The sequence below is a fragment of the Vogesella mureinivorans genome (genome assembly GCF_007644035.1).
Classification (GTDB): Bacteria; Pseudomonadota; Gammaproteobacteria; order Burkholderiales; family Chromobacteriaceae; genus Vogesella; species Vogesella mureinivorans.
This window is the reverse complement of record NZ_VMTV02000162.1, coordinates 34,691-56,421: the sequence shown is the minus strand read 5'-3', so window position 1 is coordinate 56,421 and position 21,731 is coordinate 34,691. Positions and strand designations below refer to the sequence as shown.

22 protein-coding genes are annotated in these 21,731 nt (G+C 61.9%); 10 read left to right on the top strand and 12 right to left on the bottom strand.

What is annotated here, in order from left to right; genetic code table 11:
* Positions 1-202 precede the first annotated feature (202 nt).
* Together FLQ44_RS05325 and glpK are read right to left on the bottom strand one after the other, a co-directional pair.
* The gene (locus FLQ44_RS05325) at positions 203-907 is read right to left on the bottom strand and encodes an MIP/aquaporin family protein (RefSeq protein WP_147693409.1); all 705 of its coding nucleotides are present in this window, start codon (positions 905-907) and stop codon (positions 203-205) included.
* A gap of 109 nt (positions 908-1,016) precedes the next feature.
* Positions 1,017-2,519: a glycerol kinase GlpK gene (glpK, locus tag FLQ44_RS05320; RefSeq protein WP_147693408.1), complete on the bottom strand. Its 1,503-nt coding sequence runs from the start codon at positions 2,517-2,519 to the stop codon at positions 1,017-1,019.
* A gap of 501 nt (positions 2,520-3,020) precedes the next feature.
* Here glpK and FLQ44_RS05315 point away from each other — a divergent pair.
* Positions 3,021-4,178 carry a response regulator gene (locus tag FLQ44_RS05315; protein ID WP_170252815.1) on the top strand — a complete coding sequence of 386 codons (1,158 nt, stop codon included), beginning with the start codon at positions 3,021-3,023 and terminating at the stop codon, positions 4,176-4,178.
* Between the two features lie 170 nt (positions 4,179-4,348).
* On the opposite strand, the gene FLQ44_RS05310 is transcribed toward FLQ44_RS05315, so the two are convergent.
* From FLQ44_RS05310 to FLQ44_RS05295, 4 genes are all read right to left on the bottom strand, one after another.
* The gene (locus FLQ44_RS05310; RefSeq protein WP_147693406.1) at positions 4,349-5,032 is read right to left on the bottom strand and encodes a type 1 glutamine amidotransferase domain-containing protein; all 684 of its coding nucleotides are present in this window, start codon (positions 5,030-5,032) and stop codon (positions 4,349-4,351) included.
* Between the two features lie 261 nt (positions 5,033-5,293).
* Positions 5,294-6,394, bottom strand: coding sequence for an alkene reductase (locus tag FLQ44_RS05305; RefSeq protein WP_147693405.1), 1,101 nt, complete (start codon positions 6,392-6,394; stop codon positions 5,294-5,296).
* 21 nt (positions 6,395-6,415) lie between these two features.
* Positions 6,416-7,156 carry an NADPH-dependent oxidoreductase gene (locus FLQ44_RS05300; protein WP_147693403.1) on the bottom strand — a complete coding sequence of 247 codons (741 nt, stop codon included), beginning with the start codon at positions 7,154-7,156 and terminating at the stop codon, positions 6,416-6,418.
* Between the two features lie 91 nt (positions 7,157-7,247).
* The gene (locus FLQ44_RS05295; protein WP_147693402.1) at positions 7,248-7,856 is read right to left on the bottom strand and encodes a TetR/AcrR family transcriptional regulator; all 609 of its coding nucleotides are present in this window, start codon (positions 7,854-7,856) and stop codon (positions 7,248-7,250) included.
* Between the two features lie 414 nt (positions 7,857-8,270).
* Between FLQ44_RS05295 and FLQ44_RS05290 the strand changes: the two genes are divergently transcribed.
* From FLQ44_RS05290 to FLQ44_RS05250, 9 genes are all read left to right on the top strand, one after another.
* Entirely contained in the window at positions 8,271-9,929 is a 1,659-nt protein-coding gene (locus FLQ44_RS05290; RefSeq protein ID WP_147693401.1) for an ATP-dependent nuclease, read from the top strand.
* Positions 9,922-11,100, top strand: coding sequence for a UvrD-helicase domain-containing protein (locus tag FLQ44_RS05285; RefSeq protein ID WP_147693400.1), 1,179 nt, complete (start codon positions 9,922-9,924; stop codon positions 11,098-11,100). Before FLQ44_RS05290 ends, FLQ44_RS05285 begins: the two co-directional genes overlap by 8 nt.
* Before the next feature lie 357 nt (positions 11,101-11,457).
* A complete protein-coding gene (locus FLQ44_RS05280; RefSeq protein ID WP_147693399.1) occupies positions 11,458-12,252 on the top strand; it encodes an EAL domain-containing protein in 795 nt (264 codons plus the stop codon).
* An 89-nt stretch (positions 12,253-12,341) separates the two neighbouring features.
* Complete coding sequence (modA, locus tag FLQ44_RS05275; RefSeq protein WP_147693398.1) at positions 12,342-13,094, top strand: molybdate ABC transporter substrate-binding protein; 753 nt, start codon at positions 12,342-12,344, stop codon at positions 13,092-13,094.
* Between the two features lie 12 nt (positions 13,095-13,106).
* On the top strand, positions 13,107-13,778 hold the full coding sequence (gene modB, locus FLQ44_RS05270; protein WP_147693461.1) for a molybdate ABC transporter permease subunit: 672 nt from the start codon (positions 13,107-13,109) through the stop codon (positions 13,776-13,778).
* 8 nt (positions 13,779-13,786) lie between these two features.
* The gene (locus FLQ44_RS05265) at positions 13,787-14,491 is read left to right on the top strand and encodes a sulfate/molybdate ABC transporter ATP-binding protein (protein ID WP_147693396.1); all 705 of its coding nucleotides are present in this window, start codon (positions 13,787-13,789) and stop codon (positions 14,489-14,491) included.
* Positions 14,484-15,290, top strand: a complete 807-nt coding sequence (locus tag FLQ44_RS05260) for a TOBE domain-containing protein (protein WP_147693395.1) — start codon at positions 14,484-14,486, stop codon at positions 15,288-15,290. The genes FLQ44_RS05265 and FLQ44_RS05260 overlap by 8 nt, the downstream gene beginning before the upstream one ends.
* Positions 15,291-15,370: 80 nt before the next feature.
* Entirely contained in the window at positions 15,371-15,862 is a 492-nt protein-coding gene (locus FLQ44_RS05255) for a heme-degrading domain-containing protein (RefSeq protein ID WP_147693394.1), read from the top strand.
* Between the two features lie 203 nt (positions 15,863-16,065).
* Positions 16,066-17,460 carry a B12-binding domain-containing radical SAM protein gene (locus FLQ44_RS05250; protein ID WP_147693393.1) on the top strand — a complete coding sequence of 465 codons (1,395 nt, stop codon included), beginning with the start codon at positions 16,066-16,068 and terminating at the stop codon, positions 17,458-17,460.
* Here the strand turns inward: FLQ44_RS05250 and FLQ44_RS05245 are convergent.
* The 6 genes from FLQ44_RS05245 to FLQ44_RS05220 all read right to left on the bottom strand — a co-directional run bounded on the left by FLQ44_RS05245 (position 17,455) and on the right by FLQ44_RS05220 (position 21,682).
* Positions 17,455-18,861 carry an ABC1 kinase family protein gene (locus tag FLQ44_RS05245; RefSeq protein WP_206208675.1) on the bottom strand — a complete coding sequence of 469 codons (1,407 nt, stop codon included), beginning with the start codon at positions 18,859-18,861 and terminating at the stop codon, positions 17,455-17,457. The genes FLQ44_RS05250 and FLQ44_RS05245 overlap by 6 nt on opposite strands.
* Positions 18,785-19,147 (bottom strand): hypothetical protein, encoded by a 363-nt coding sequence (locus tag FLQ44_RS05240; RefSeq protein WP_147693391.1) that lies wholly within the window; start codon positions 19,145-19,147, stop codon positions 18,785-18,787. The genes FLQ44_RS05245 and FLQ44_RS05240 overlap by 77 nt, the downstream gene beginning before the upstream one ends.
* A 3-nt stretch (positions 19,148-19,150) precedes the next feature.
* Entirely contained in the window at positions 19,151-19,612 is a 462-nt protein-coding gene (locus tag FLQ44_RS05235; RefSeq protein WP_147693390.1) for a DUF3429 domain-containing protein, read from the bottom strand.
* A 123-nt stretch (positions 19,613-19,735) separates the two neighbouring features.
* A complete protein-coding gene (locus FLQ44_RS05230) occupies positions 19,736-20,515 on the bottom strand; it encodes a DNA/RNA non-specific endonuclease (protein WP_147693389.1) in 780 nt (259 codons plus the stop codon).
* A 98-nt stretch (positions 20,516-20,613) separates the two neighbouring features.
* Entirely contained in the window at positions 20,614-21,129 is a 516-nt protein-coding gene (locus FLQ44_RS05225; protein ID WP_147693388.1) for a chromate transporter, read from the bottom strand.
* Between the two features lies 1 nt (position 21,130).
* A complete protein-coding gene (locus FLQ44_RS05220) occupies positions 21,131-21,682 on the bottom strand; it encodes a chromate transporter (protein WP_147693387.1) in 552 nt (183 codons plus the stop codon).
* Between the last annotated feature and the right edge of the window lie 49 nt (positions 21,683-21,731).

Genomic DNA, 21,731 nt, shown 5'->3' with positions numbered 1-21,731 from the left:
CTGCGTTGGCCGCAGGGCGGCCGGCTGTGCTGTTGATCCCAGTGTAGAAGATAGAGAAACGGCCGATAGAAATCAACAAAGAACGAACATTAAATGTTTGAAATTTGTTTGATGTGCGATTAAAACGAACATGCCCCGCCGTAGATGGCAGGGCATGCGAGGCAGCCGGCTACACCATGGCAGCCGGCAGAGGGCGGGCAGCTCAGGCCACGCCGTGGGCTACCGCCGCCAGCGTGGCACCCAGTAGCGAGCCCACCACCGGCACCCAGCTGTAGGCCCAGTCGCTGTCGCGTTTGCCCTTGATGGGCAGCAGCGCGTGCATGACTCGCGGCGCCAGGTCGCGTGCCGGGCTCATGGCGTAGCCGGTGGTGCCGCCCAGCGACACGCCAATACCCAATACCAGCAGGGCTACCGGCAGCGCGTCCATGGCACCCAGCGAGATTTTGGGCGACACCATGCTGAGGATGGCAAACACCAGTACAAAGGTGGCCAGCACTTCGGACAACAGGTTGCCGGTGGTGCTGCGGATGGCCGGGCCGGTGCAGAACACCGCCAGCTTGGTATCCGCGCAATCTGTGGTATCAAAATGGTCGCGGTACACCAGCCACATCAGCAGCGCACCGGCCATGCCGCCCAGCATCTGCGCCAGGATGTAGCCCGGTGCGTCGGCCCAGGCAAACTTGCCGGCTACCGCCAGCGCCACGGTAACTGCCGGGTTCAGGTGGGCGCCGCTGATGGCCGCCACGCTGAATACGCCGACAAATACCGCCATGGCCCAGCCGAAGGCGATGACGATCAGGCCGCTGTTATGGCCCTTGGTGTTTTTGAGGATCACGTTGGCAACCACGCCGTTGCCCAGCAGTACCAGCAGCGCGGTACCGATAAATTCACCGAATAAGGGGTTCATGACACATTCCTTGAAATGGGGTGCCTGCCTGCGCCGCCGCTTGGCCGGGCGCAGGGGCGTTCAGTAAAGGGGGTGGGCGGCCAACGTAAGGCTGGCCGCAGGTGGCGGCTTAGCCCTGGTCGCCGGCCCAGGCAATGGCGGCGCGGGTGGCACGGTGCCAGCCGGCCACGTAGCGGGCTACCGCGTCGGCGCTTTGCTGTGGGGTAAAGCGCGTATCCAGCTGCCACTGGCCCTGGATGTCGTCGGTGCTTTGCCAGTAGCCCACGGCCAGGCCGGCCAGATAGGCCGCGCCCAGTGCCGTGGTTTCGGTGATTTTCGGGCGCGCTACCGCGGTGCCCAGGATGTCGCTCTGGAACTGCATCAGCACATTGTTCACGCAGGCGCCGCCGTCCACGCGCAGCTCGGCGATGGTGATGCCTGCATCAGCCTGCATGGCGCCCAGCACGTCCATGGTCTGGAAGGCAATGCTGTCCAGCGCGGCGCGGGCGATGTGGGCGGCGCTGGTGCCCTGCGTCATGCCCACGAGGGTGCCGCGTGCTTCGGCGTTCCAGTGCGGTGCCCCCAGGCCGGCAAAGGCCGGTACCAGGTAGACGCCGTCGCTGTCGGCCACTTGCGCCGCCAGCGGGCCCACGTCGCTGGACTGCTTGATGATGCCCAGGCCGTCACGCAGCCACTTCACCACCGAGCCACCAATAAAGATGCTGCCTTCCAGCGCGTACTGCACCTTGTCGCCCACCTGCCAGGCAATGGTGGTCAGCAGCTTGTTATGCGACGGTACCGGCTTGTCGCCGGTGTTCATCATCATGAAGCAGCCGGTGCCGTAGGTGTTTTTCACCATGCCAGGCAGGGTGCACTGCTGGCCGAACAGCGCCGCCTGCTGGTCGCCGGCTACACCGGCGATGGGGATAGCCACGCCCAGGTGCGCGGCGTGGGTATGGCCGTACACCTCGCTGGAGCTTTTTACCTGCGGCAGCAGGCTGGCCGGGATGCCCAGCATGTCCAGCAGCTCGTCGTCCCACTGCAGGGTGTGGATGTTGTACAGCATGGTGCGCGAGGCGTTGGACACGTCGGTAACGTGCACCGCGCCATGGGTCAGCTGCCAGATCAGCCAGCTATCGATGGTGCCGAAAGCCAGTTTGCCGGCCATGGCGCGTTCGCGGGCGCCCGGTACGTTGTCCAGAATCCAGCGGATTTTGGTGGCCGAAAAATAGGCGTCTACCAGCAGGCCAGTCTTGTTGCGGATGGTGTCGGCCAGGCCGCGTGCGCGGATGTCGTCGCAGAAACCGGCGGTGCGGCGGTCTTGCCACACGATGGCGTTGTACACCGGCTGGCCGGTTTCACGGTCCCACACCACCGTGGTTTCGCGCTGGTTGGTAATGCCCAGCGCGGCGATCTGGCTGCCCGGCACCCCGGCGCGCGCCAGCGCTTCGGCCGCCACGCCCACCTGGCAGGCCCAGATTTCCATCGGGTCGTGCTCTACCCAGCCCGGCTGCGGGTAGATCTGGCGGAACTCCTTCTGGGCGGTAGATACCATGTCGCCGCTGCGGTTGAACAAGATGGCACGCGAGCTGGTCGTGCCCTGGTCCAGGGCGAGGATGAACTGGTTTTGCATGTAACTCTCCTTGGGCGCGATGGCCTGTGTTGTCTTATGTTTTTTTGTGTCTGATTTATGTTTGAAAAATGTTGCTTTTATTTTCGTGCAATTCTAGGCCGCTGGCATTGGCTGTCAATCGCCACGCGTGCAAAAACCGCCGGGCAGCCTGCTTTTTGCAAGGGGTATGTGGTGTAGTTGGCTTATTACAAGTTGTTGCGCTGCAAGAGAAAACCGGGCAATACGGCGGTAAGAATCAGCCTGTTTTTAGCTGCACCAAGCCTTGTAACAGATTGTGCATTGCAGGGCCTGGCCGTTTGGCCACCCGGGCTGCCCGGCTGCGACGCAGGCTGGGCCGTAGCGCGATCTGCGCTTGCCGTAGCAATAAAATCCAACGCCTGTCTTGGCATGGCCATGCCGTAACTCGATAAACATTATTGAATAATGTTTCTGTCTTTTGTCATGAGTACTGCGTTTTTACTACCGCAAACGCTTATACTTTGCTGGCAACAGGAGAACAACATGACGATGGACCACAGCCACCCCATCCTGATGGTGGATGACGATGAATTCATGCTGGCCTTTATGGAAGAAACGCTGGGCCAGCACTACCCCGTACGTATTGCCAACCACCCGGAAACCGCACTGGCCATGATGCGCCAGCAGCCCCCCGCGCTACTGCTGGCCGATGTGCGCATGCCGGCGATGGATGGCTTTACCCTGTGCGAGATCATTAAGGCGGACCCCATGCTGGCCGACGTGCCGGTGCTGTTTCTGTCGGCGCTGGAGGGCGTGGACGAACACGTGCGCGGCTACGAGGTAGGCGCCGAAGACTTTGTTACCAAGCCGGTAGAGCCGCAGGTGCTGCTGGCCAAAGTAGAGCGGGTGCTGCACAACGTAGCCGAGCGCCAGCAGCTGCGCCAGCAGGCCGGCTACGCCACCAGTACAGCCATGGTGGCCATGAGCAGCATGAGCGAAACCGGTACGCTGATCGACGCGCTCAAGCACTTTAACCACTGCGCCGACTACCCGGCGCTGGCGCAGGCCGTGCTGGCTGCGCTGCAGGCTTTTGATGTTGAAGGTGTGGTACAGCTGCTGCCACCCGATGCTGCCCCGCTGGCGCTGAAAAGCCATGGCCAGGTATCGCCGCTGGAGATTTCGGTGCTGCACCATATGGCCGGCATGGAACGGATCATGCAGTTCAAGAACCGCCTGTCTATCAGCTACCCGTGCCTGCACCTGATGGTGAGCAATATGCCGCTGCACGACGAGGCACGCTGCGGCCGCCTGCGCGACCACCTGGCCGTGCTGGCCGAGTCGGCCGAGGTGCGTTTGCACGCCCTGCAATACGAGCAGCAATCGCGCCGCCAGGGCAGTGCCATCAGCGATACCGTGGCGCAGCTGGGGCGCGTGCTGGGCGATATCGACCGGCTGCAGCGCCAGAGCCGTGCCGACGCCACCTTGCACCTGAACAGCGTGCTGGACAGGGTAGAGGCGGCGCTGTTGTCCATGGGGCTAACGCAGCGCCAGGAGCAAGATATCGTCACCATGATCCGCGATGGTTTTGACGAGCTGGCCAGCGGCCGCCTGGCCGAAGAACACTTTCAGAACGCCCTGACCCAGGCGATAGGCGAGCTGCAAACCGTATTGCCGCCTGCCGCACAGCAGGCATCGGCCTAAGCAGCTGGCAACGCGCGCAGCGTGGCCACACCGGCATGCCGTGTTGACCGCAGTGGTAACCGGCGCGGCAGAGGCTAAATGATCGCAGGGGGCCAAGGCGGGGCAGGTACCAGGCAAAACAGGGTTGGCCGCGGCCAACCCTGTCTGCTTTTAAACCAGCTATTGCCAGCTTAGCCCTGCAGGCGCGCCAGCAGCGCGTGCGCTACACCTTCGGACGAGGCCGGGTTCTGGCCGGTAATCAGCAGGCCGTCCTCCAGCACGAACGGTGCCCAGTCCGGGCCTTTGCTGTACAAGCCGCCCTTGGCTTGCAGGGCGTCCTCTACCAGCAGCGGCACGATGGCGGTGAGCTGCACCGCGTCTTCTTCGGTATTGCTAAAGCCGGTGACCTGTTTACCGGCCACCAGTGGCGTGCCGTCGGCGGCTTGCGCGTTCACCAGCGCGGCGCTGGCGTGGCATACCGCGCCCAGCGGCTTGCCGGCGGCGATGGTGTCGGCGATCAGGCGCAGCGAGTCGGCATTGTCTACCAGGTCCCACAGCGGGCCGTGGCCACCGGGGTAGAACACCGCGTCGTAGTTGGCCGCATCCACGCTGGCCAGCGGCAGGGTAGCGGCCAGGCGGGCTTGCAGCGCGCTGTCGTCGTCAAAGCGGTGGGTAGCGGGGGTGGCAAACGCCGGGTCGGCGCTTTTCGGGTCGATAGGTGGCTGGCCGCCCAGTGGCGAGGCCAGGGTCACGTTGATGCCGGCGTCGGCCAGCACGTAGTAAGGCGCGGCGAATTCTTCTACCCAAAAGCCGGTTTTGTGGCCGGTATCACCCAGCTGGTCGTGGCTGGTCAGCACAAACAGTACATTTTTCATGGTGTCTCTCGTAGTGGCCTGCGGCCAACGTTGGCCGCAGGCAGAGATGGATGGCAAACCCTGTTTGCCGTGCACACAGGGTTTGTTGTCTAAGCAGCAAGGCTGCGGATGCCAGTACTGACAGTAAGCGGCCCGGCTTTGCCGAGGCAGGTCAGACCTTGGTCGGTACGTTGTCAGCAGCCGGGCCTGCGGCCACCGTTGGCCGCAGGCAATATCGTCGTTATGTGCCCGATACGGGCAAACCTGCGCCGGGCAGGGGGCTTACTGGCCCAGTACCGGGTAGTCGGTGTAGCCCTCGGCGCCGCCACCGTAGAAGGTTTCCGGGCGTGGCGGGTTCAGCGCGGCACCGGCGGCCAGGCGGGCCGGCAGGTCCGGGTTGGCGATGAAGCTGCGGCCAAAGGCCACGGCGTCGATCAGGCCGGCGCCGATCAGTTTTTCGGCTTTTTCCAGCGTGTAGCCACCGGCCGCCACGATGCTGCCTGGGTAGACGGCACGCACGCGCTGGCGGAAGTCGTCGCTCCAGGCCGGGCCGCCGGCCCAGTCCGGCTCGGACAGGTGCAGGAAGGCGATACCGCGCTTGGCGATTTCGCCGATCAGGTACAGCGCCATCTCTTGCTGGTCGGTTTCCGACAGGCCGTTGAACACGCCCAGCGGCGACAGGCGGATGCCCACGTGGTCGGCGTCCCATTCGGCAATCACCGCATCCAGCACTTCCAGCACGATGCGGGCGCGGTTTTCCACGCTGCCGCCGTACTGGTCGGTACGCTGGTTGGCCACGGGCGACAGGAACTGGTCCAGCAGGTAGCCGTGGGCACCGTGGATTTCCACCAGGTCGAAGCCGGCGCGGCGCGCGTTGTCGGTGGCGCGGCGGTAGTCTTCGATCAGGTCGGCGATTTCGGCGGTTTCCAGTGCGCGCGGCGTGGACACCGGGGCGCGTACCAGCTGGCCGTTTTCGTCACGGATATTGGTGTTGCTGTCGGCGGCAATGGCGGACGGGGCCACCGGTGCTTCGCCACCCGGCTGCAGGCTGGTGTGCGAGATACGGCCGGTGTGCCACAGCTGGATGGCGATCTTGCCGCCTTCGGCATGCACGGCGTCGTTCACGCGCTGCCACATCTGGATCTGGTCTTCGCTGTAGATACCCGGCGCGCCGGCGTAGCCTTTAGCGGTGGGGGAGATGTGGGTGCCTTCGTTGATGATCAGGCCGGCACCGGCGCGCTGGCGGTAGTACTCGATGGCCAGCTCGGTGGGCACGTCGCCCGGCTCGGTATTGCGCAGGCGGGTCAGCGGTGCCATCAGCACACGGTTGTTCAGGGTAACGGCGCCCAGGCGCACGGGGGTAAGCAGTTTGTCGGCTTGCATGAGGTGTCCTTTATTTGCGGTTTAGCGGTCGAATCCAAAGCCCTGGGCGCGTGCTACCGGGGCCACTTGCGGGAAATACACTTGCTGATAATAGCGGGCGATGCTCTGGCTCCACGGCTCGCCGTCGGCGCGGCCCAGGTTTTGCCAGTGTTGCTGCAGGGTCTGGTCGTAGGCGGCGATATGGCCGGGCAGGGCGGCGGCGTCGTAGCGCTCGCTGTGGGCAAACGTGGCCAGTGGCAGGCGTGGCTTCACGGCGCTATCGTCGGCGCTGTAACCCAGCACCACACCAGCCAGCGGGAAGGTGAGCTCGGGCAGGCCCAGCAGCTCGATCATGGCGGCCGGGTCGCGGCGGATGCCGCCAATCGGCACCACGCCCAGGCCGGCGGCGCGGGCGGCGGTCATCAGGTTGCCCAGGGTAATGCCGGCGTCCACAGCGGCCACGGCAAAGCCTTCCACGCTGTCGTGGATCAATTGTTCGCTACCGGCGGCAGCCACGCCCAGGCGGGTTTTGTAGAAGTCGGCTACCACGGCAATAAATACCGGCGCCTGGGCGATCCACGGTTGGCCGCCGGCGATCTCGGCAATGCGCGCACGGCGGGCGGCATCCTGTACCACCACCAGCGACACTTGCTGGCCGTTGATGGAGGTAGGGCCGTGCCAGGCGGCGCGCAGTACCGCGTCCAGCACCTCGGCCGGTACCGCTTTGTCCTGGTAGCTGCGGATACTGCGGTGTTGTTGCATCTGTTCAATCGCGTGGTTCATCACAAGCTCCGAAGAATTAGTTATTAGACCAGTCGTCTAGATTGTGCTTCAAAAAAACCGCCTGCCCGTGAGCAAACGGTATGTGTCGGTGTCAGGCTGCCGGGGGGCAGGGCGCCAGCTGGCCTTCGGTATGGATCATGGCTGCCTGCAGCGGCACCAGGCTGTGCTGCGTTTTCTGCATCAGTGCCGCGCCCAGCCACAGGCTGTACAGCGCGTAGGCGGTTTCATCCGGTGGCAGCTGCGGCTTGATGCTGCCATCGGCCTGGCCAGCGCGGATGCATGCGGCCAACCTGTGCACGATAGCGTCCATGCCCTCGTGTAGCGCCAGGCGCATCGGCTCGGACAGGTCGGACACCTCGGCCGCCAGCTTTACCGCCAGGCAGCTGTGCGCTTCACAGCGGGCGTGGTTGTCCAGCCATTGCCGAAAGTAAGCCAGCAGCCGGGCACGGCCATCACCCATGTTGTCATCGGCCAGCAGCAGGCCGACACGCTCGCGGTACACCGCAAAGTAGCGGGTAAGCATGGCGACGCCGAAGTCTTCTTTCGACTTGAAGTAATGATAAAACGACCCCTTCGGCACCCCGGCTTCGTTCAAGAGCTCGGTCAGGCCCATCGCCGTAAAGCTGCGGCCATGGATCAGCGCCTCGCCAGTAGCCAGGATGTGTTCGCGGGTGTCGGTGTGTAGTCGTTCTCGTGCCATGCCTTGCATGATAAGACAAATAGACTGGTCAGTCTAGTGGTGTTTGGGTGGGAGCCGGGGCTGATCCAGTAATTGAAGTGGCAAGCAACCGCCCAGACCTGCCAGGCATTCGACGGCTGCCTTGTGGTGAGTCATACCAGGCTTGCGCGTCGCACCTGTCGTGAGTGATTGGCTATCGGTCAAGTTGGACAGTTGGATTCCATCGCCGAATCGACGGCCTCCGACGCAAAGCGGTTGGTTGTGATAGGCACAAGACGTCCAAGAATAGCCATCTGGTGTGATTTTGTACCCATAGGCGATTTACAGTTGATCCTAAAAAGCTGCTCGTCATATGGACAGCATGCGCTACTCGAGGTACCGTTCACTCATTATGGTGATGCGCCACTGCGGAACGATATATAGAGGGATTGGAAAGTGCACGTTAAATCAATCAAGCTGGTCAACTTCAAAAAATTTCGCAACGAACTTTTTGAGTTTAATGACGACGTTAATATTTTCGTCGGCGATAACAATGCTGGCAAAAGCACGATCCTAGAAGCGTTAGAAATTGTTCTCAATTACAACCATCGAGGTCGGCCCTTTAACAACGAATTCTCCCCTGATCTTTTCAATCAGGATGCCGTCAATCAGTTCCTCGCCTCTGACAAAACCCCGAAGTACCTACCCAGTCTGATCATCGAGGCCTACATTGAAGGCGTACCTGAGTACCGAGGCGTAAATAATAGCCTCAAGGCAGACGCCCAGGGCGTCGTAGTGCAAGCCTGTTTCGATGCGTCGCTGGAGCCGGTGTACGAGCGCTACCTGCTGACCAGACCCAACATCACCAGCATTCCGATCGAGTTTTACAAGCTGGACTGGCTCGATTTCTCCTGGAACCCGATTAAGCCGATCGCCAAGAAATTCAAGGCGCTGTACATCGACCCCACACGCATCCACCCAACAATGGGCAAGAATCAGTACATTTCGAGCATCCTGAACACTGCTCTCGAGAAGGAGGATTTGGTAAAACTGACCCTCAATTATCGTGAAAACCTACAGGTGTTTAACAACTCTGGAGAGGTTCAGACGGTTAACTCCAATCTTGATGCGGATCACCTCATCACTGATAGCAAGCTCACCATTGCAGCAAGTACGTTACCAGCGGGCTCCATACAAACCGGCCTGCAATTGGAGGTCGATGATGTGCCGTTTCACTTCATTGGCAAAGGCGAGCAAAGCAATATACAGATCAAACTGGCCATCCAGAACAAATCCCATGATATCGATTTGGTGATGATGGAAGAGCCTGAAAACCACCTGTCTCACACCAATCTGAACAAGCTCGTGCACTACGTCGAAAGTCAGCGGGGCGACAAGCAGTTGTTTCTGACCACCCATAGCTCCTACGTACTGAACAAACTCAGTATCGACAAGATTTGCCTAGTGCAAACCGGCTACAAAAGGTTGCACAAGCTAGACCCCAAAGTGGTGAAAACGCTCAAGCGTCTCCCCGGCTACGATACTTTGCGGGTGGCACTGTCTAGCAAGGTCATTCTGGTCGAGGGGCCGTCGGATGAACTGGTACTCAAAAAAATCTACCAACGAAAACATGAACGACTGCCTGAGCAAGATGGGATCGATATCATCGTGGTGCGTGGCGTGGGATTCAAAACTTTCATTGAGGTGGGCAAGGAGATTGGCACCAAGATCCATGTGCTCAGGGATAATGACGGTGACTATCACGCTAACGTTGTGCAAGAACGTCTGGAATACACAGCGTTCCCCAATATCAAACTGTTCTCGCCAGTTGAAAACGAAGAGTTTTCACTTGAGCCGGCAATGATTTATGCCAATGCGATCGATATTGAAACACTTAATGCGTTTGCAAAAGAGGTGTTATCGAGTCAGACCTATAAGCTGTACGACGAAAACATAACCTTGGAAGACAGACGAGAAAATCTGATCGGGTGGTTTAAGAGCGTAAAAGGCAATGGCAAAGGTACCCGCAAGGTCGATTCGGCCATCAGGCTCTTTGATAGTGAGCTGGACTTCAAATACCCACCGTTCTTGGACGAGGTGCTCGCTTTTGACTAACGAACTCTGGATCGCTGGCGCCGGTTCGGGCAAAACTCACAAGATCATCACAGATGCCATTGAGGTTATCAAGAGCGGTGGGCGGGTGCTGGTGGTTACTTATACCACCAACAACCAAGCGGAATTGCGTGCCCGATTTGTCGAACTCTATGGTGCCAGCAGCGAGCATTTCGTCGTCAAGGGGCTGTTCTCTTTTTACCTCGAAGACATGGTGCGCCCCTATCAGAGCGAGGTATTTCCCGATCGGATCACGAGCATCTCGTTCACTGAGAACAATCCTCACTTGAGACCAGGTACAACCTACTACATTGAAGGCAGAGCAGAAAAATCGGAAGACGGAACGATCAATCCACTGCATTACCTTACCCCCTGCAAAACTAAGGCTTACTCCGGATTGTTGGCAAAGCTTGCGACTCTAATTGCGAAGCTATCCAACGATGCCCCCGCCAAGCGACTGAAGGAAATTTATCAAAGAGTCTTTTTTGATGAAGTGCAGGATTTGGTCGGTTGGGACTACGACGTTATCAAATCGCTCAACAAGGTAATGGTCAATTCGATCTGTTGCGTGGGGGACTTTCGACAGACGATTTACACTACGACGTTTGGCCATAAGGCTCCGCAGACGTCACAGCAGAAAGTTGATTACTTCGTCAGTAAGATGAAGTTCGAGAAACGTTCGCTACCTAATAATCGCAGGTGCGTCCAGGAAATCTGCGACCTGTCAGATACAATCCATACTGGCATGTATGATAAAACAATATCTGGTGTTGAGAAAGTTCCTGGCGAGATGGCCCATCACTGTGGTGTGTTCATCGTAAAGCAGTCACAAGTAAAGGATTATCTGGCAGCCTTTCAGCCCCAAGTACTGCGCTGGTCGTCTACCACCGGCAGTAGGTACCTCCCAAGCAGCCTTATCTGTTACACGTTCGGATCTTGTAAAGGCCTTGGCTTTGACCGAGTGCTTGTAATCCCCCCAGATAAGCATCTGAAATTTATCGGCGGCGATATCAAGGTTTTCGAGAAGGAAAAAACGGAAGAGTCGCGAAACAAGCTATACGTCGCGATCACCCGGGCTCGCTATAGCCTAGCGTTCTTGGTCGAAGACAAATTGGTAAAAGATCTACCTTACCCTGTGTGGGATGGTGTTGCCGCAGAGTGGCTAGCTGACTGATTGCTGACGTTTCGCATTGCTCATCCCAATGACCGCTAAGGCCGATGAGTGACCGTACAAGAGCCTGATCAACGACGCAGTTCTCGCCTTGTCAGGCTGTTGCACTACTGTCCGGGTGGCCGCCTTGCCTGGGTGAGCATGGCAGGGTGTTGGCAAGCTGGCTGTTTTCGACACTAGCAAAAACGCTAACGGAAACAGACCCGCAGCAAGCCTTGCCACGGCAGGGGATATGTTTTCGCCTTTAACGGGCCAGAACAGATTATCTGGCGGCCAAGCCAGACAATGCCACGGTATTACTTGCAAGTTGCCCTATACTGGCAATAAATATCCCTTCACGCATTGTGATGCCGTACGCACATGAGCCTTATACCTATCAGCCCTGCAATCGAACCCACCGCCGCCTTGCCCCCTTGCGGTGACTGCCGCGATGGCGAGCCGCTGGGTTTTGCCTTTAGCTACGCTTTTCAGCCCATCATCGACCTGCGCGCCGGCAGCATTTTTGCGCACGAGGCGCTGGTGCGCGGTACGGCAGGGGAAGGGGCGCTCAGCGTACTGGCGCAGGTGAACGACACCAACCGCTACCGTTTTGACCAGGCTTGCCGTGTGAAAGCCATCGAGGTGGCGGCGCGGCTGGGTATGCGCAGCAGGCTGTCCATCAACTTTTTGCCCAACGCCATTTACCGCCCCGAGGTGTGCATACGTACCACGCTGCAGGCGGCACGCCAGTTTGGCTTTCCGGTAGATCAGATCATTTTCGAGACGGTAGAGAGCGAGCGTATCGACGATGGCAGCTGGCTGGCCAAGGTGTTTAGCGCCTACCAGCGCATTGGCTTCATGACGGCGATTGACGACTTTGGCGCGGGCTACGCCGGGCTGAACCTGCTGGCCAGTTTTCAGCCGGATATCGTTAAGCTGGATATGGCGCTGGTGCGGGGTATCGAGCAGAAAAAAGCCAGCCGCGTGATTGTGGCCTGCGTGGTGCGCATGTGCGACGAGCTGGGTATCCGCGTGATTGCCGAAGGCGTGGAAACGCGCGAGGAGCTGGCCTGCCTGCAAGACATAGGTGTGCACCTGGTGCAGGGCTATCTGTTTGGCAAGCCGCTATTCGAGCAGTGCGTGGCGGATATTGCCCAAATCTGGCCGCAGGCCTAGCGCTAATTGGCCGCATGCTGCCGTATTGCGCCTACCGCTATATACATGCTTATATAGCGCATCGATTTCCCTACGCGGAGCAAGGCAACATGACGCGCTTTTACACCCTGCTCGCCAGCATGGCCCTGAGCCTGGCCTGCAGTATGGCGCTGGCGGGCGAGATAACGGTATCGGCCGCCGCCAGCCTGAGTAATGCTTTTAAAGAGGTGGCGCAGGCCTTCGAGGCCCAGCACCCCGGCAGCAAGGTGCTGCTGAACTTTGCCGCCTCTGGCGCGCTGCTGCAGCAGCTGGCCAAAGGCGCGCCGGTGGATGTGCTGGCCTCGGCCGACCAGGAAACCCTGGAGCAGGCCGCCAAACAGGGGCTGATCCAGCCGGCCAGCCGCCGCGATTTTGCGCGCAATACCCTGGTGCTGGTAGTGCCGGCGGGGAGCAAGCTGGCCCCCAAAAGCCTGGCCGACTTGGCCCGGCCAGCTTATGGCAAGGTGGCGATCGGCAACCCGGCTAGCGTGCCGGTAGGGCGCTATACCCAGGACGCGCTGGCAGCGGCCCGGTTATGGCCGGTGGTGAGCGCCAAGGCGGTCAACACGCTGAACGTGCGCCAGTCGCTGGACTACGTGGCGCGTGGCGAGGTGGACGCTGGTTTTGTGTACGCTACCGACGCCCGGCAGATGGCCGACAAGGTAAAAGTGGCGTTGACCGTGCCGCTGGGTGAGCCCATCCGCTACCCCATTGCTAGCACCACCGCTGCGGCCAACCCGCGCGAGGCCAAAAGCTTTATCGACTATGTGTTGTCACCCGCCGGGCAGGCCATTCTGGCCCGCTATGGCTTTCAGAAACCCTGAGTGATGCCGGGTATGGACACCGTATGGGTCGCCCTGGCGCTGTCGCTGAAAGTAGCCGGCCTGGCCACCTTGCTGGCGGCGCTGCTGGGCGTGGCTACCGGCTTTGTGCTGGCACGCGGGCGCTTTCCGGGGCGCGATGTGCTGGACACGCTGCTGACCCTACCCATGGTGCTGCCGCCTACCGTGCTGGGCTATTACCTGCTGGTGTTACTGGGTAGGCAGGGCGCGCTGGGCGGCTGGCTGCAGGCGCAGTGGGGCATTAACCTGATTTTTAGCTGGCAGGGCGCGGTCATCGCCGCGGCGGTGGTGGCGTTTCCGCTGGTGTTCAAGCCGGCGCGGGCGGCGTTCGAGGCGGTAGACGGCCAGCTGGAGCAGGCGGCGCAGGTGCTGGGCATCAGCCGTCTGGCAGTGTTTTTCCGCATTACCCTGCCGCTGGCCTGGCGCGGTATTCTGGCCGGTATCCTGCTGGCCTTTGCCCGTGCGCTGGGCGAGTTTGGCGCCACGCTGATGGTGGCAGGCAGCATTCCGGGCAAAACCCAGACCCTGTCGATAGCCGTGTACGAAGCGGTGCAGGCCGGGCAAGACGATGTGGCCAACCTGCTGGTGGCCGTGATCTCGGCCGTGTGCATTACCGTATTGTTGGCCGCAGGCTACCTGGCGCCAGGCCGAGTAGCGCAGCGCTAGGGGGCCGCATGCTTGATATTGCCATCCAGAAAACCCTGCGCACCGGCAAGCGCAGCTTTCAGCTGAACGTACAGCTGCAGTCGGCCAGCCAGCACACCGTGCTGTTTGGCCAGTCTGGTGCGGGCAAAAGCCTGACCCTCAAGGCCATTGCCGGGCTGATGACGCCAGACAGCGGCCATATCCGCCTGGGCGGGCGGCTGCTGTTCTCGCAGCCTGGTGGGGTAAACCTGGCCCCGCAGGCGCGGCAGCTGGGCTATCTGTTTCAGGATTACGCGCTGTTTCCCCACCTGACCGTGCGCCAAAACGTGGCCTTTGGCCTGGTGCGCGGCTGGCTGAACCCGCGTACCAGCGCACAGCACGACGAAGTAGAGCACTGGCTGCGCTCCTTTGGCCTGGCGGCCATGGCGCAGCAGCGGCCGGGCGAGCTGTCCGGCGGCCAGCGCCAGCGCGTGGCGCTGGCGCGGGCGCTGGTGGCCAAACCGCGCGCCTTGCTGCTGGACGAACCCTTTGCCGCGCTGGACCCGGCGCTGCGCCACGACATGCGCCAGACGCTGCTGGCCCTGCTGGCACAGGTGCAGATACCGCTGCTGCTGATTACCCACGACGAACAAGACGTCGCCCTGTTTGGCCAGCAGGTATTCGAGCTGCGCGATGGTCAGGCCCATGCGGCCAACCTGGCTACCTTTACCGAGGCAACGCCCCGCCATGACTGATAAAACCATCCAGCTGCAGGGCAGCCTGTGGATGACGATAAACGGCCAGCCACTGGGTGGGGCCGACCGCATGGCCCTGTTGGCGCACATCGCTACCTGCGGCTCCATTACCCAAGCGGCCAAGGCAGCAGGCATGAGCTACAAAGCCGCCTGGGACGCTATCGACACCATGAATAACCTGGCCGGCGAGCCGCTGGTGGCGCGCCTAGCCGGTGGCAAGGGCGGTGGTGGCACCCAGCTGACCGCGCGTGGCGCGCAGCTTTTGCACAACTTTCATACCCTGCAGGCCGAGCACCAGCGCTTTGTCCACAGCCTGGCCAGCCAGGCCCCCGCGCTGGCCGACGACTATGTATTGATACGGAAGATGGCCATGCGAACCAGCGCACGCAACCAGTTTGCCGGTACCGTCGAGGCGGTAAAGCCCGGCGCCGTGAACGACGAAGTGACCCTGCTGACCCCGGCCGGCCAGCGCATCGTGGCGACGGTGACCCACGACAGCGTACTGAGCCTGGGTTTGCAGCCGGGAGCCCAGGCACTGGCGCTGGTGAAAGCATCGTCCATCATGCTGGTAAGCGACGCGGGCAGCGCACGCTTTTCGGCGCGCAACCAGCTGCATGGTGTAATCGCACGCATCCAGCCAGGGGCGGTGAATACCGAGGTGGTCATTGCACTGCCCGGCGGTGTCAGCGTGGCCGCGGTGGTGACGAACGATAGCTGCGACACCCTGGCGCTGGCCGTGGGCCAGCCGGCCAGTGCGCTGTTCAAGGCATCCAGCGTGATACTGGCCGTACCGGCCTGACTGCCACCGCGCGGCATATCGGCCATGACCATTGCCGCGCGCTGCCGCATACTGGATAGCACCACCATCAAGGACCAACCATGTTGCTACAAGACGAACTTGCCCTGGTAGCCCGGCAGGAAGCCATGCTGGTACTGCCGCATTTTGATGAAGACGACGCCTGGCAGCTGGGCTCGGCGCTGCGGGGCATGGCGCTGGCGCAGCAAGCCCCGGTGGCCATTGCCATTACGGTAAACCAGCAGCGCCTGTTTTTCAGCATGCTGCCCGGCGCCACACCCGCCAACGACGACTGGCTGCGGCGCAAACACAATGTGGTGCAGCATTTCCAGCAAAGCTCCTACGCGGTGGGGCTGGCCTGCCAGCTAAAAGGCAAAACCCTGGCCGAGCGCAGCGCGCTGCCCGAGCGCGACTACGCCAGCCATGGCGGCAGCTTCCCGCTGCGCGTGGCTGGCGTAGGGTGCATCGGTTCGGTAGGGGTGTCTGGCCTGGCGCAGCGCGCCGACCACGAGCTGGTGGTAGAAGCATTAGCCCGCCAGTACGGCCTGGCCGACGTGCCACGGTTGCCTGTGTAAACGGCGCAGGCTTGCCCGCTTAGGCCTGCGGCCTGCGCGCTGTTTTATGGTTCTTGTGTGTTTTCCTGCGTTTTATCTGTGTGCATTCTTTAGTTATTGCTTTAAGCCGTGGCCATGTTGTGGTTTTATACACCCACCACAAGAAGGGCTATAGCTGAAAGCCTGTTGCACAACACGATAAAAGACACACGGAGAATGCCAAGGTGAAAGTACTGCTGATTGCCCCCTATCTGGATGAGCCCCAGCCCAACCGCACAGATTTTCTGCCTTCTGCGGCTTTGCTGTCGCTGGCAGCGGTGCTGCGCAAGGCCGGCCACACACCGGTATTGCTAGACCTGAACAACCGGCGTGTGCACGAGCAGGCCGAGCCCAATCAGTATTGCCTGGACAAAATCACGCACGCCATCCGTACCGAGCAGCCGGGCCTGGTGGCCATTTCCTTTCTGTTTTCCGGTTTCATGAAAACCGCCTGGCGCTATGCGCGCGAGATCAAGGCGGTAGCGCCCGGGCTCAAGATCATGACCGGTGGCATTCACGCCACCACCTACCCGCAGGAAATCCTCACCAACTGCCCGGAGTTCGACTACATCGCGCTGGGTGAGGGCGAGCCGCAGATGGTGGCCATGGCCGACCGCATTGCCAGCGGCGAGCTGGGCAACCTGAACGATATCAAGTCGTTTGCCTTCCGCGACGAGCAGGGCAAAGTGCGCATCAACCGCGACCGCGAGTGGATCGATTACGAAGAGCTGCCGATGCAGGCGTGGGATATGGTGGACTTTACCGAGTTCGAAATGGACCTGGGCCATTATTCCAACTTCAAGAACCACGTAATCAAGAATGTGGTGCCGGTGATTTCCGAGCGCGGCTGCCCGTTTAAATGCACCTTCTGTGATATGTACCTGGTGCAGGGGCGCAAGCTGCGGCGGCGCACGCCGGAAAAGTTTGTCGACGAGCTGGAGTACCTGGCCACCGAGCGCGGCCAACGTTTCTTTACCTTCATGGACGACAACCTCACGGTAGACAACAAGCACATCCTGGGTATCTGCAACGAGATTCTGCGCCGCGGCCTGGATATCCAGTTCACCACCGCCGGCGGGCTGGGCATGAACAGCCTGCGTACCGATGTGATCGACGCCATGGTGGCGGCGGGCATGACCTCGGCCCTGCTGGCGCCAGAGCATGGCTCGGACTATATCCGCAACACCGTGATCAAAAAGGGCCTGAAGCGCGACACCATTTACAAGGTGGTAGAAGACCTGAAAAAACACCGCGTCAGCCTGGCCGGCAACTGGATCATGGGTTTCCCGGAAGACACCAATGAAACGCTGCAGGAAACCATGGACATGATCGACGACCTGCAGCTGGACCGTAACTGGGTAGGCACCCTGATTCCCTTCCCCGGCACCCCCGTATTCGAGCAAAGCGTGCGTGACAATCTGTTTATCGGCGGCCTGGATACCGACAACCTGTGGCAGGTGCCCGTGCGCGCCCACCAGGACGGCTGTGTGATCAAACCCTACAACATGAGCCTGGAAGACCTGCGCAGCTGGCGCCAGAAGTTTATCGATATCCGCTTCAAATACCTGCGCAAACTATGACGTGATCGCCGCCGGGCTGCTGTGGTAGCGGGCAAACAGGCTGGCTATATCCACCCGCGCCTGCAGGCGGGCGGCCAGCAGGTACAGCCCGGCTACCTTGCGGTGCAGGAACAATGCATCCACTGGCGGGGTGTGCCAGGCGTCGCGCTCGTGGCGCATGGCCCAGCCGGCGTCGCGCATACGGGCGGCCAGCGTGCTGTGGCCAAAGTCATAGGCGCCGGCGTGGCGTAGCGGCTCGCAGGCCAGTAGAAAGATAGCCATCACCTCGTCGTAATGCTGCGCCGACACCTGCTGCGGAAAGTAGCCCAGCGCGGTGGCCGCCTCGCCCAGCGCCTGCCGGTCTTGCGCCTGTGCGGCCAACAGCAGGCGGCGGTAGTGCTGTACGGTGTCGGCCGCCAGCCGGCGCGTGGCGCCAAAGTCCAGCAGCACCAGCCGGCCGCTGTCGGGCTGGTAGCGATAGTTGGCAAAGTTCGGGTCGCTTTGCAGGCAGGCAAAGTCGAAAATTTCGCGCAGCAATAAATCGAACAGCAGGGTGGCCACGCGGTCGCGCTCGGCCTGCGGCGCCTGCTGCAGCGTGGTGATGGGCACGCTGTCGATAAAGTCCATGGCCAGGATGCGGGGCGTGCACAGCTCGGGCACGGCTTGCGGCAGCAGCAGGTCGGCGTGGCCTGCCAGCAGCTGGCGGTAGTGTTGCAGGTTGGCCGCTTCCTGCTGGTAGTCGGCTTCCTGGTGTAGCTGGCGCTTGGCTTCGGTCAGCAGCGTGGCCAGCTCGAAGCCTGGCGGCAGCAGGCCGCTCAGGCGCAGCAGGCTGGCGACATTGTCCACATCGCTATCAATGCTTCGTGCCACACCGGGGTATTGCACCTTGATGGCTAGCGTCTGCCCGCTGGCCAGCTCGGCCCGGTGTACCTGGCCGATGGACGCGGCCGCCACCGGCTGAAAGGAAAAACGCTTGAAACGCGTTTGCCAGTCTTCGCCCCATTCCTGCTCCAGTACGTCCGCCAGCTGGCTGAGCGGCATGGTGTGTGCGTCTTCGCGCAGCGTGGCCAGGATGTCGCGTAGCGTGGGCGGCAGCAGGTCGCCTGCGTCCATGGATAACAGCTGCCCCATCTTCATGGCGGCGCCGCGCATCTGCGATAGCTGGTGGGCAAAGCGGGTGGCATTGGCCGGGGTCAGCAGCAGGTCTTGCCATTGCGGGCGTTGGCCGCTGGCCAGCCGGCGTGCGCCTTCGGCCACCATGCCGCTGGCGATGCCGCCGGCCAGGGTGCCCAGGCGCGCCAGCCGCGACAGGCGGCCCACGGGTACGGCGCGGGATTTGGCGTTGTCAGTCATGGTGTGGTGGCGCGGCGGGTTGGCTGCCGGGGCGCGGGTGGTCGGCCAACGGGTAGGCGTCGGCCACATAAGCCGGGCCTTTCATGATGCGCACGATCCACGCGCCCAGCGCCACGGTAAACACCACCGTCCACAGCAGAATCAGCCAGCTGATGGCCAGAATATCCACCATGCCCGCCTGTTGTGCGCTAAGGCTGCCCGGCCATAGCCAGACTTGCAGCCGCCACAGGCAGATAGGGCTGCCCAGCAGCAGCGTGCCATAAGCCAGGCAGCGCGGCGCCAGCGCCAGCAGGCGGCTTTCCAGCCCGGCCGGGCTGCGCTGGAAACCGCCCAGTTTGTTGAAGTAGCGGCTCATGGCTTAGCCCTGCAGTGCCAGCATACCGGCCAGCAGGCTGGTGCCGGCGGCCAGGCTGAGGTGGCGGCGCAGCGGCAGGTACCAGCTGGGCAGGTCGGCATGGCGGCACAGGCGCTGGTCTTGCAGGTAATGCAGCAGATAGCCCAGCAGCAGGGTGGCTACGCCGGGGGCGGCAGGTAGCAGCACCGCCGGCCAGGCCAGCAGCGCCGGTACCACGCTCCAGGCCATCATGCGGCTGCGGCGTGCGCTATCCAGCCCCGGCAGCGTCATGGCAAAGCCCCAGTGCAGCGCGCCGACAAACGACAAAATCACGGCACCGTAGGCCAGCAGCAGGCCGAACCAGAAACCGGCGTGGCTAGCGGCTAGCCAGCACAAGGCAGCCAGGGCAATAAAGGGCAAGGCACCGCCGTAGCCCAGCCAGGCGGCCGGGGCGGGCAGAGGTGCGGGGGCAGTATCGGAAGTCATGATGGCGGGCCAGGGCAGGGTTCATTACTGCCCTGATCATAGTAATGCGCCCGGTTTTTGTCCAACACAAAGCATGAACAAAAATGCCAATGCGGCCAACCGTGCCTGCTGGCTGGGCGGCGCTTACTGCGGCAGAAAGCTTATGCCGGTGCGGCTTTGCAGCTCGGCATAGGTCAGCATCTGCGGCTTGGCCACGTCGGCGTTGGCCGTCCAGTACACCCAGGACTTGCCGGTGGCCGGGTCGTACACCAGCTTGTACAGCGCGTCGGGCACGCGCACCTTGCCGGCGTAGCGCGGGGTTTGCTGCATATCGAAATAGGGGCCGGTAAACACGTAAACATCGCCGCGGGTGCGCTGCACGTACTTGCGCGTGGCGGCCTCTACCGCGCGCGCCCACACGCCACGGTTATTTTCCGGCACCTGCGGCACCATATTGGCCAGGCTAAAGCTTTGCGCCATGGCCTCGGGCGTGGTGCGCTGTGCGGCGGCGGCCATGTGGCCACGGTCGTAGCCGCTACCGCGGTAGTCGGCCAGCGTGGCGCGCTCGTTGCTGCGCAGGCGGGCTTCTTCGTAAAAGCGGTCGGTGCGTTTTTCGTCGGCGTCGGCCAGGCTGCGCGCAGACAGCTTTTCGGCGGCAAATACCGGCGTGCGGCGGTCGCCGTCGTACAGAATGGCAAAATCGTCGAAGCACAGCTCGCGCGTGCTGGCGTGCTGCTGTTCGGCGGGGATGGCGGGCGGGGTGTTGCGGTAGAACAGCTGCGGGCAGTCGGCAAAGCGGGTGGCTACTTGCGGCCCGCCTGGGCCAGGGTTGGCCGCAGCAGGGGTGGCCGGGGCCTGGTAGTGTTCGACAGCAGCGTAAAGCAGGGCAACAAGCAGGGGCAACAGGGCAAGCGGCTTTTTCATGCAAGCAACAACAGCGGGAAAAGGCCGGCAATTCTATAGCAAGTTTTATCGCAATGTAGCGTTGTTGCCCGCCAGCAGGCAGGCTATCGGTAGCTGGCTTAGACCAGCCCGCCCAGCCCGGCGGCAGCACCCGCCGCCAGCAGCCACAGCGGGTTCAGCCGCGTGCGCCAGCTCAGTAGTGCGCAGCTAGCCAGCAGCAGCCCGGCGGCCCATGATGGCGGATGGCTGGCTGCCATCATGGCCACACCTGCCGCAATGAGCCCCACCGTCAGCGGCGCCAGCCCCTTGCTGATGGCGGTAGTCAGCCGGCTGCCGCGCGCCTGCTGCCACCAGCGCGCCACCCAGAAGCTGAGCAGCGACGACGGCAAGCAGATACCGATCAGGCTGACAATGGCGCCGGGCACGCCCGCTACCTTCCAGCCTACCAGGCTCACTATCAGTACATTTGGCCCCGGCGCGGCCTGCGCCAGCGCAAACAGCGCGGCAAACTCCTGGCCGCTCATCCAGTGCAGCTCGGTCACTACCACGCGGTGCAGCTCCGGCACGATGGCGTTGGCGCCGCCCACCGCCAGCAGGGAAAACTGTACAAACATCAGAAACAGGAACAGCAACATGTCACAGCCCTCCTTGCGGGTAGCGCCATGCCAGGCCTATGCCCAGCGGTGCCAGCACCAGCAGCACGATCCACAGCGGCAGGTGTACGCCTGCTACGGCAATAAAGGTCAGCACGGCCAATAGCCACGGCAGCAGGCGGCGGGGCAGCCGTGCCGCCAGCTTCAGCACCATGCCCAGCAACAAGCCGATGCCGGCCGGTGCCAGCCCGGCCAGCAGCTGCTGTAGCCAGCTGGCCTGCTGATAGTGCTGGTACAGCGTCGCCAGCAGCAGGATGAGCACCAGCGGGGCCAGCAGCAGGCCGGCTACCGCCAGCAGTGCGCCGGCCACGCCGTGAAAGCGGCTGCCGATGGCCACCGCCATATTGACGATATTCGGCCCCGGCAGTACCTGGCCTAGCGCCAGCAGCTCGGCAAACTCGGTGTCGGTAAGCCAGCACCGGCGCTGTACCAGCTGGTGCTGCGCCTGCGGCAGCACGCCGCCAAAGCCGCTAAGGCCGATAAGAAAAAAGCCGCGGAACAAGGCTTTTTTGTCTGGAATGATCAGGGTGTTCATACCCCTTAGCGTAGGGCGGCCAGCGCCGTGGCACAAACGGCTTTTTCTG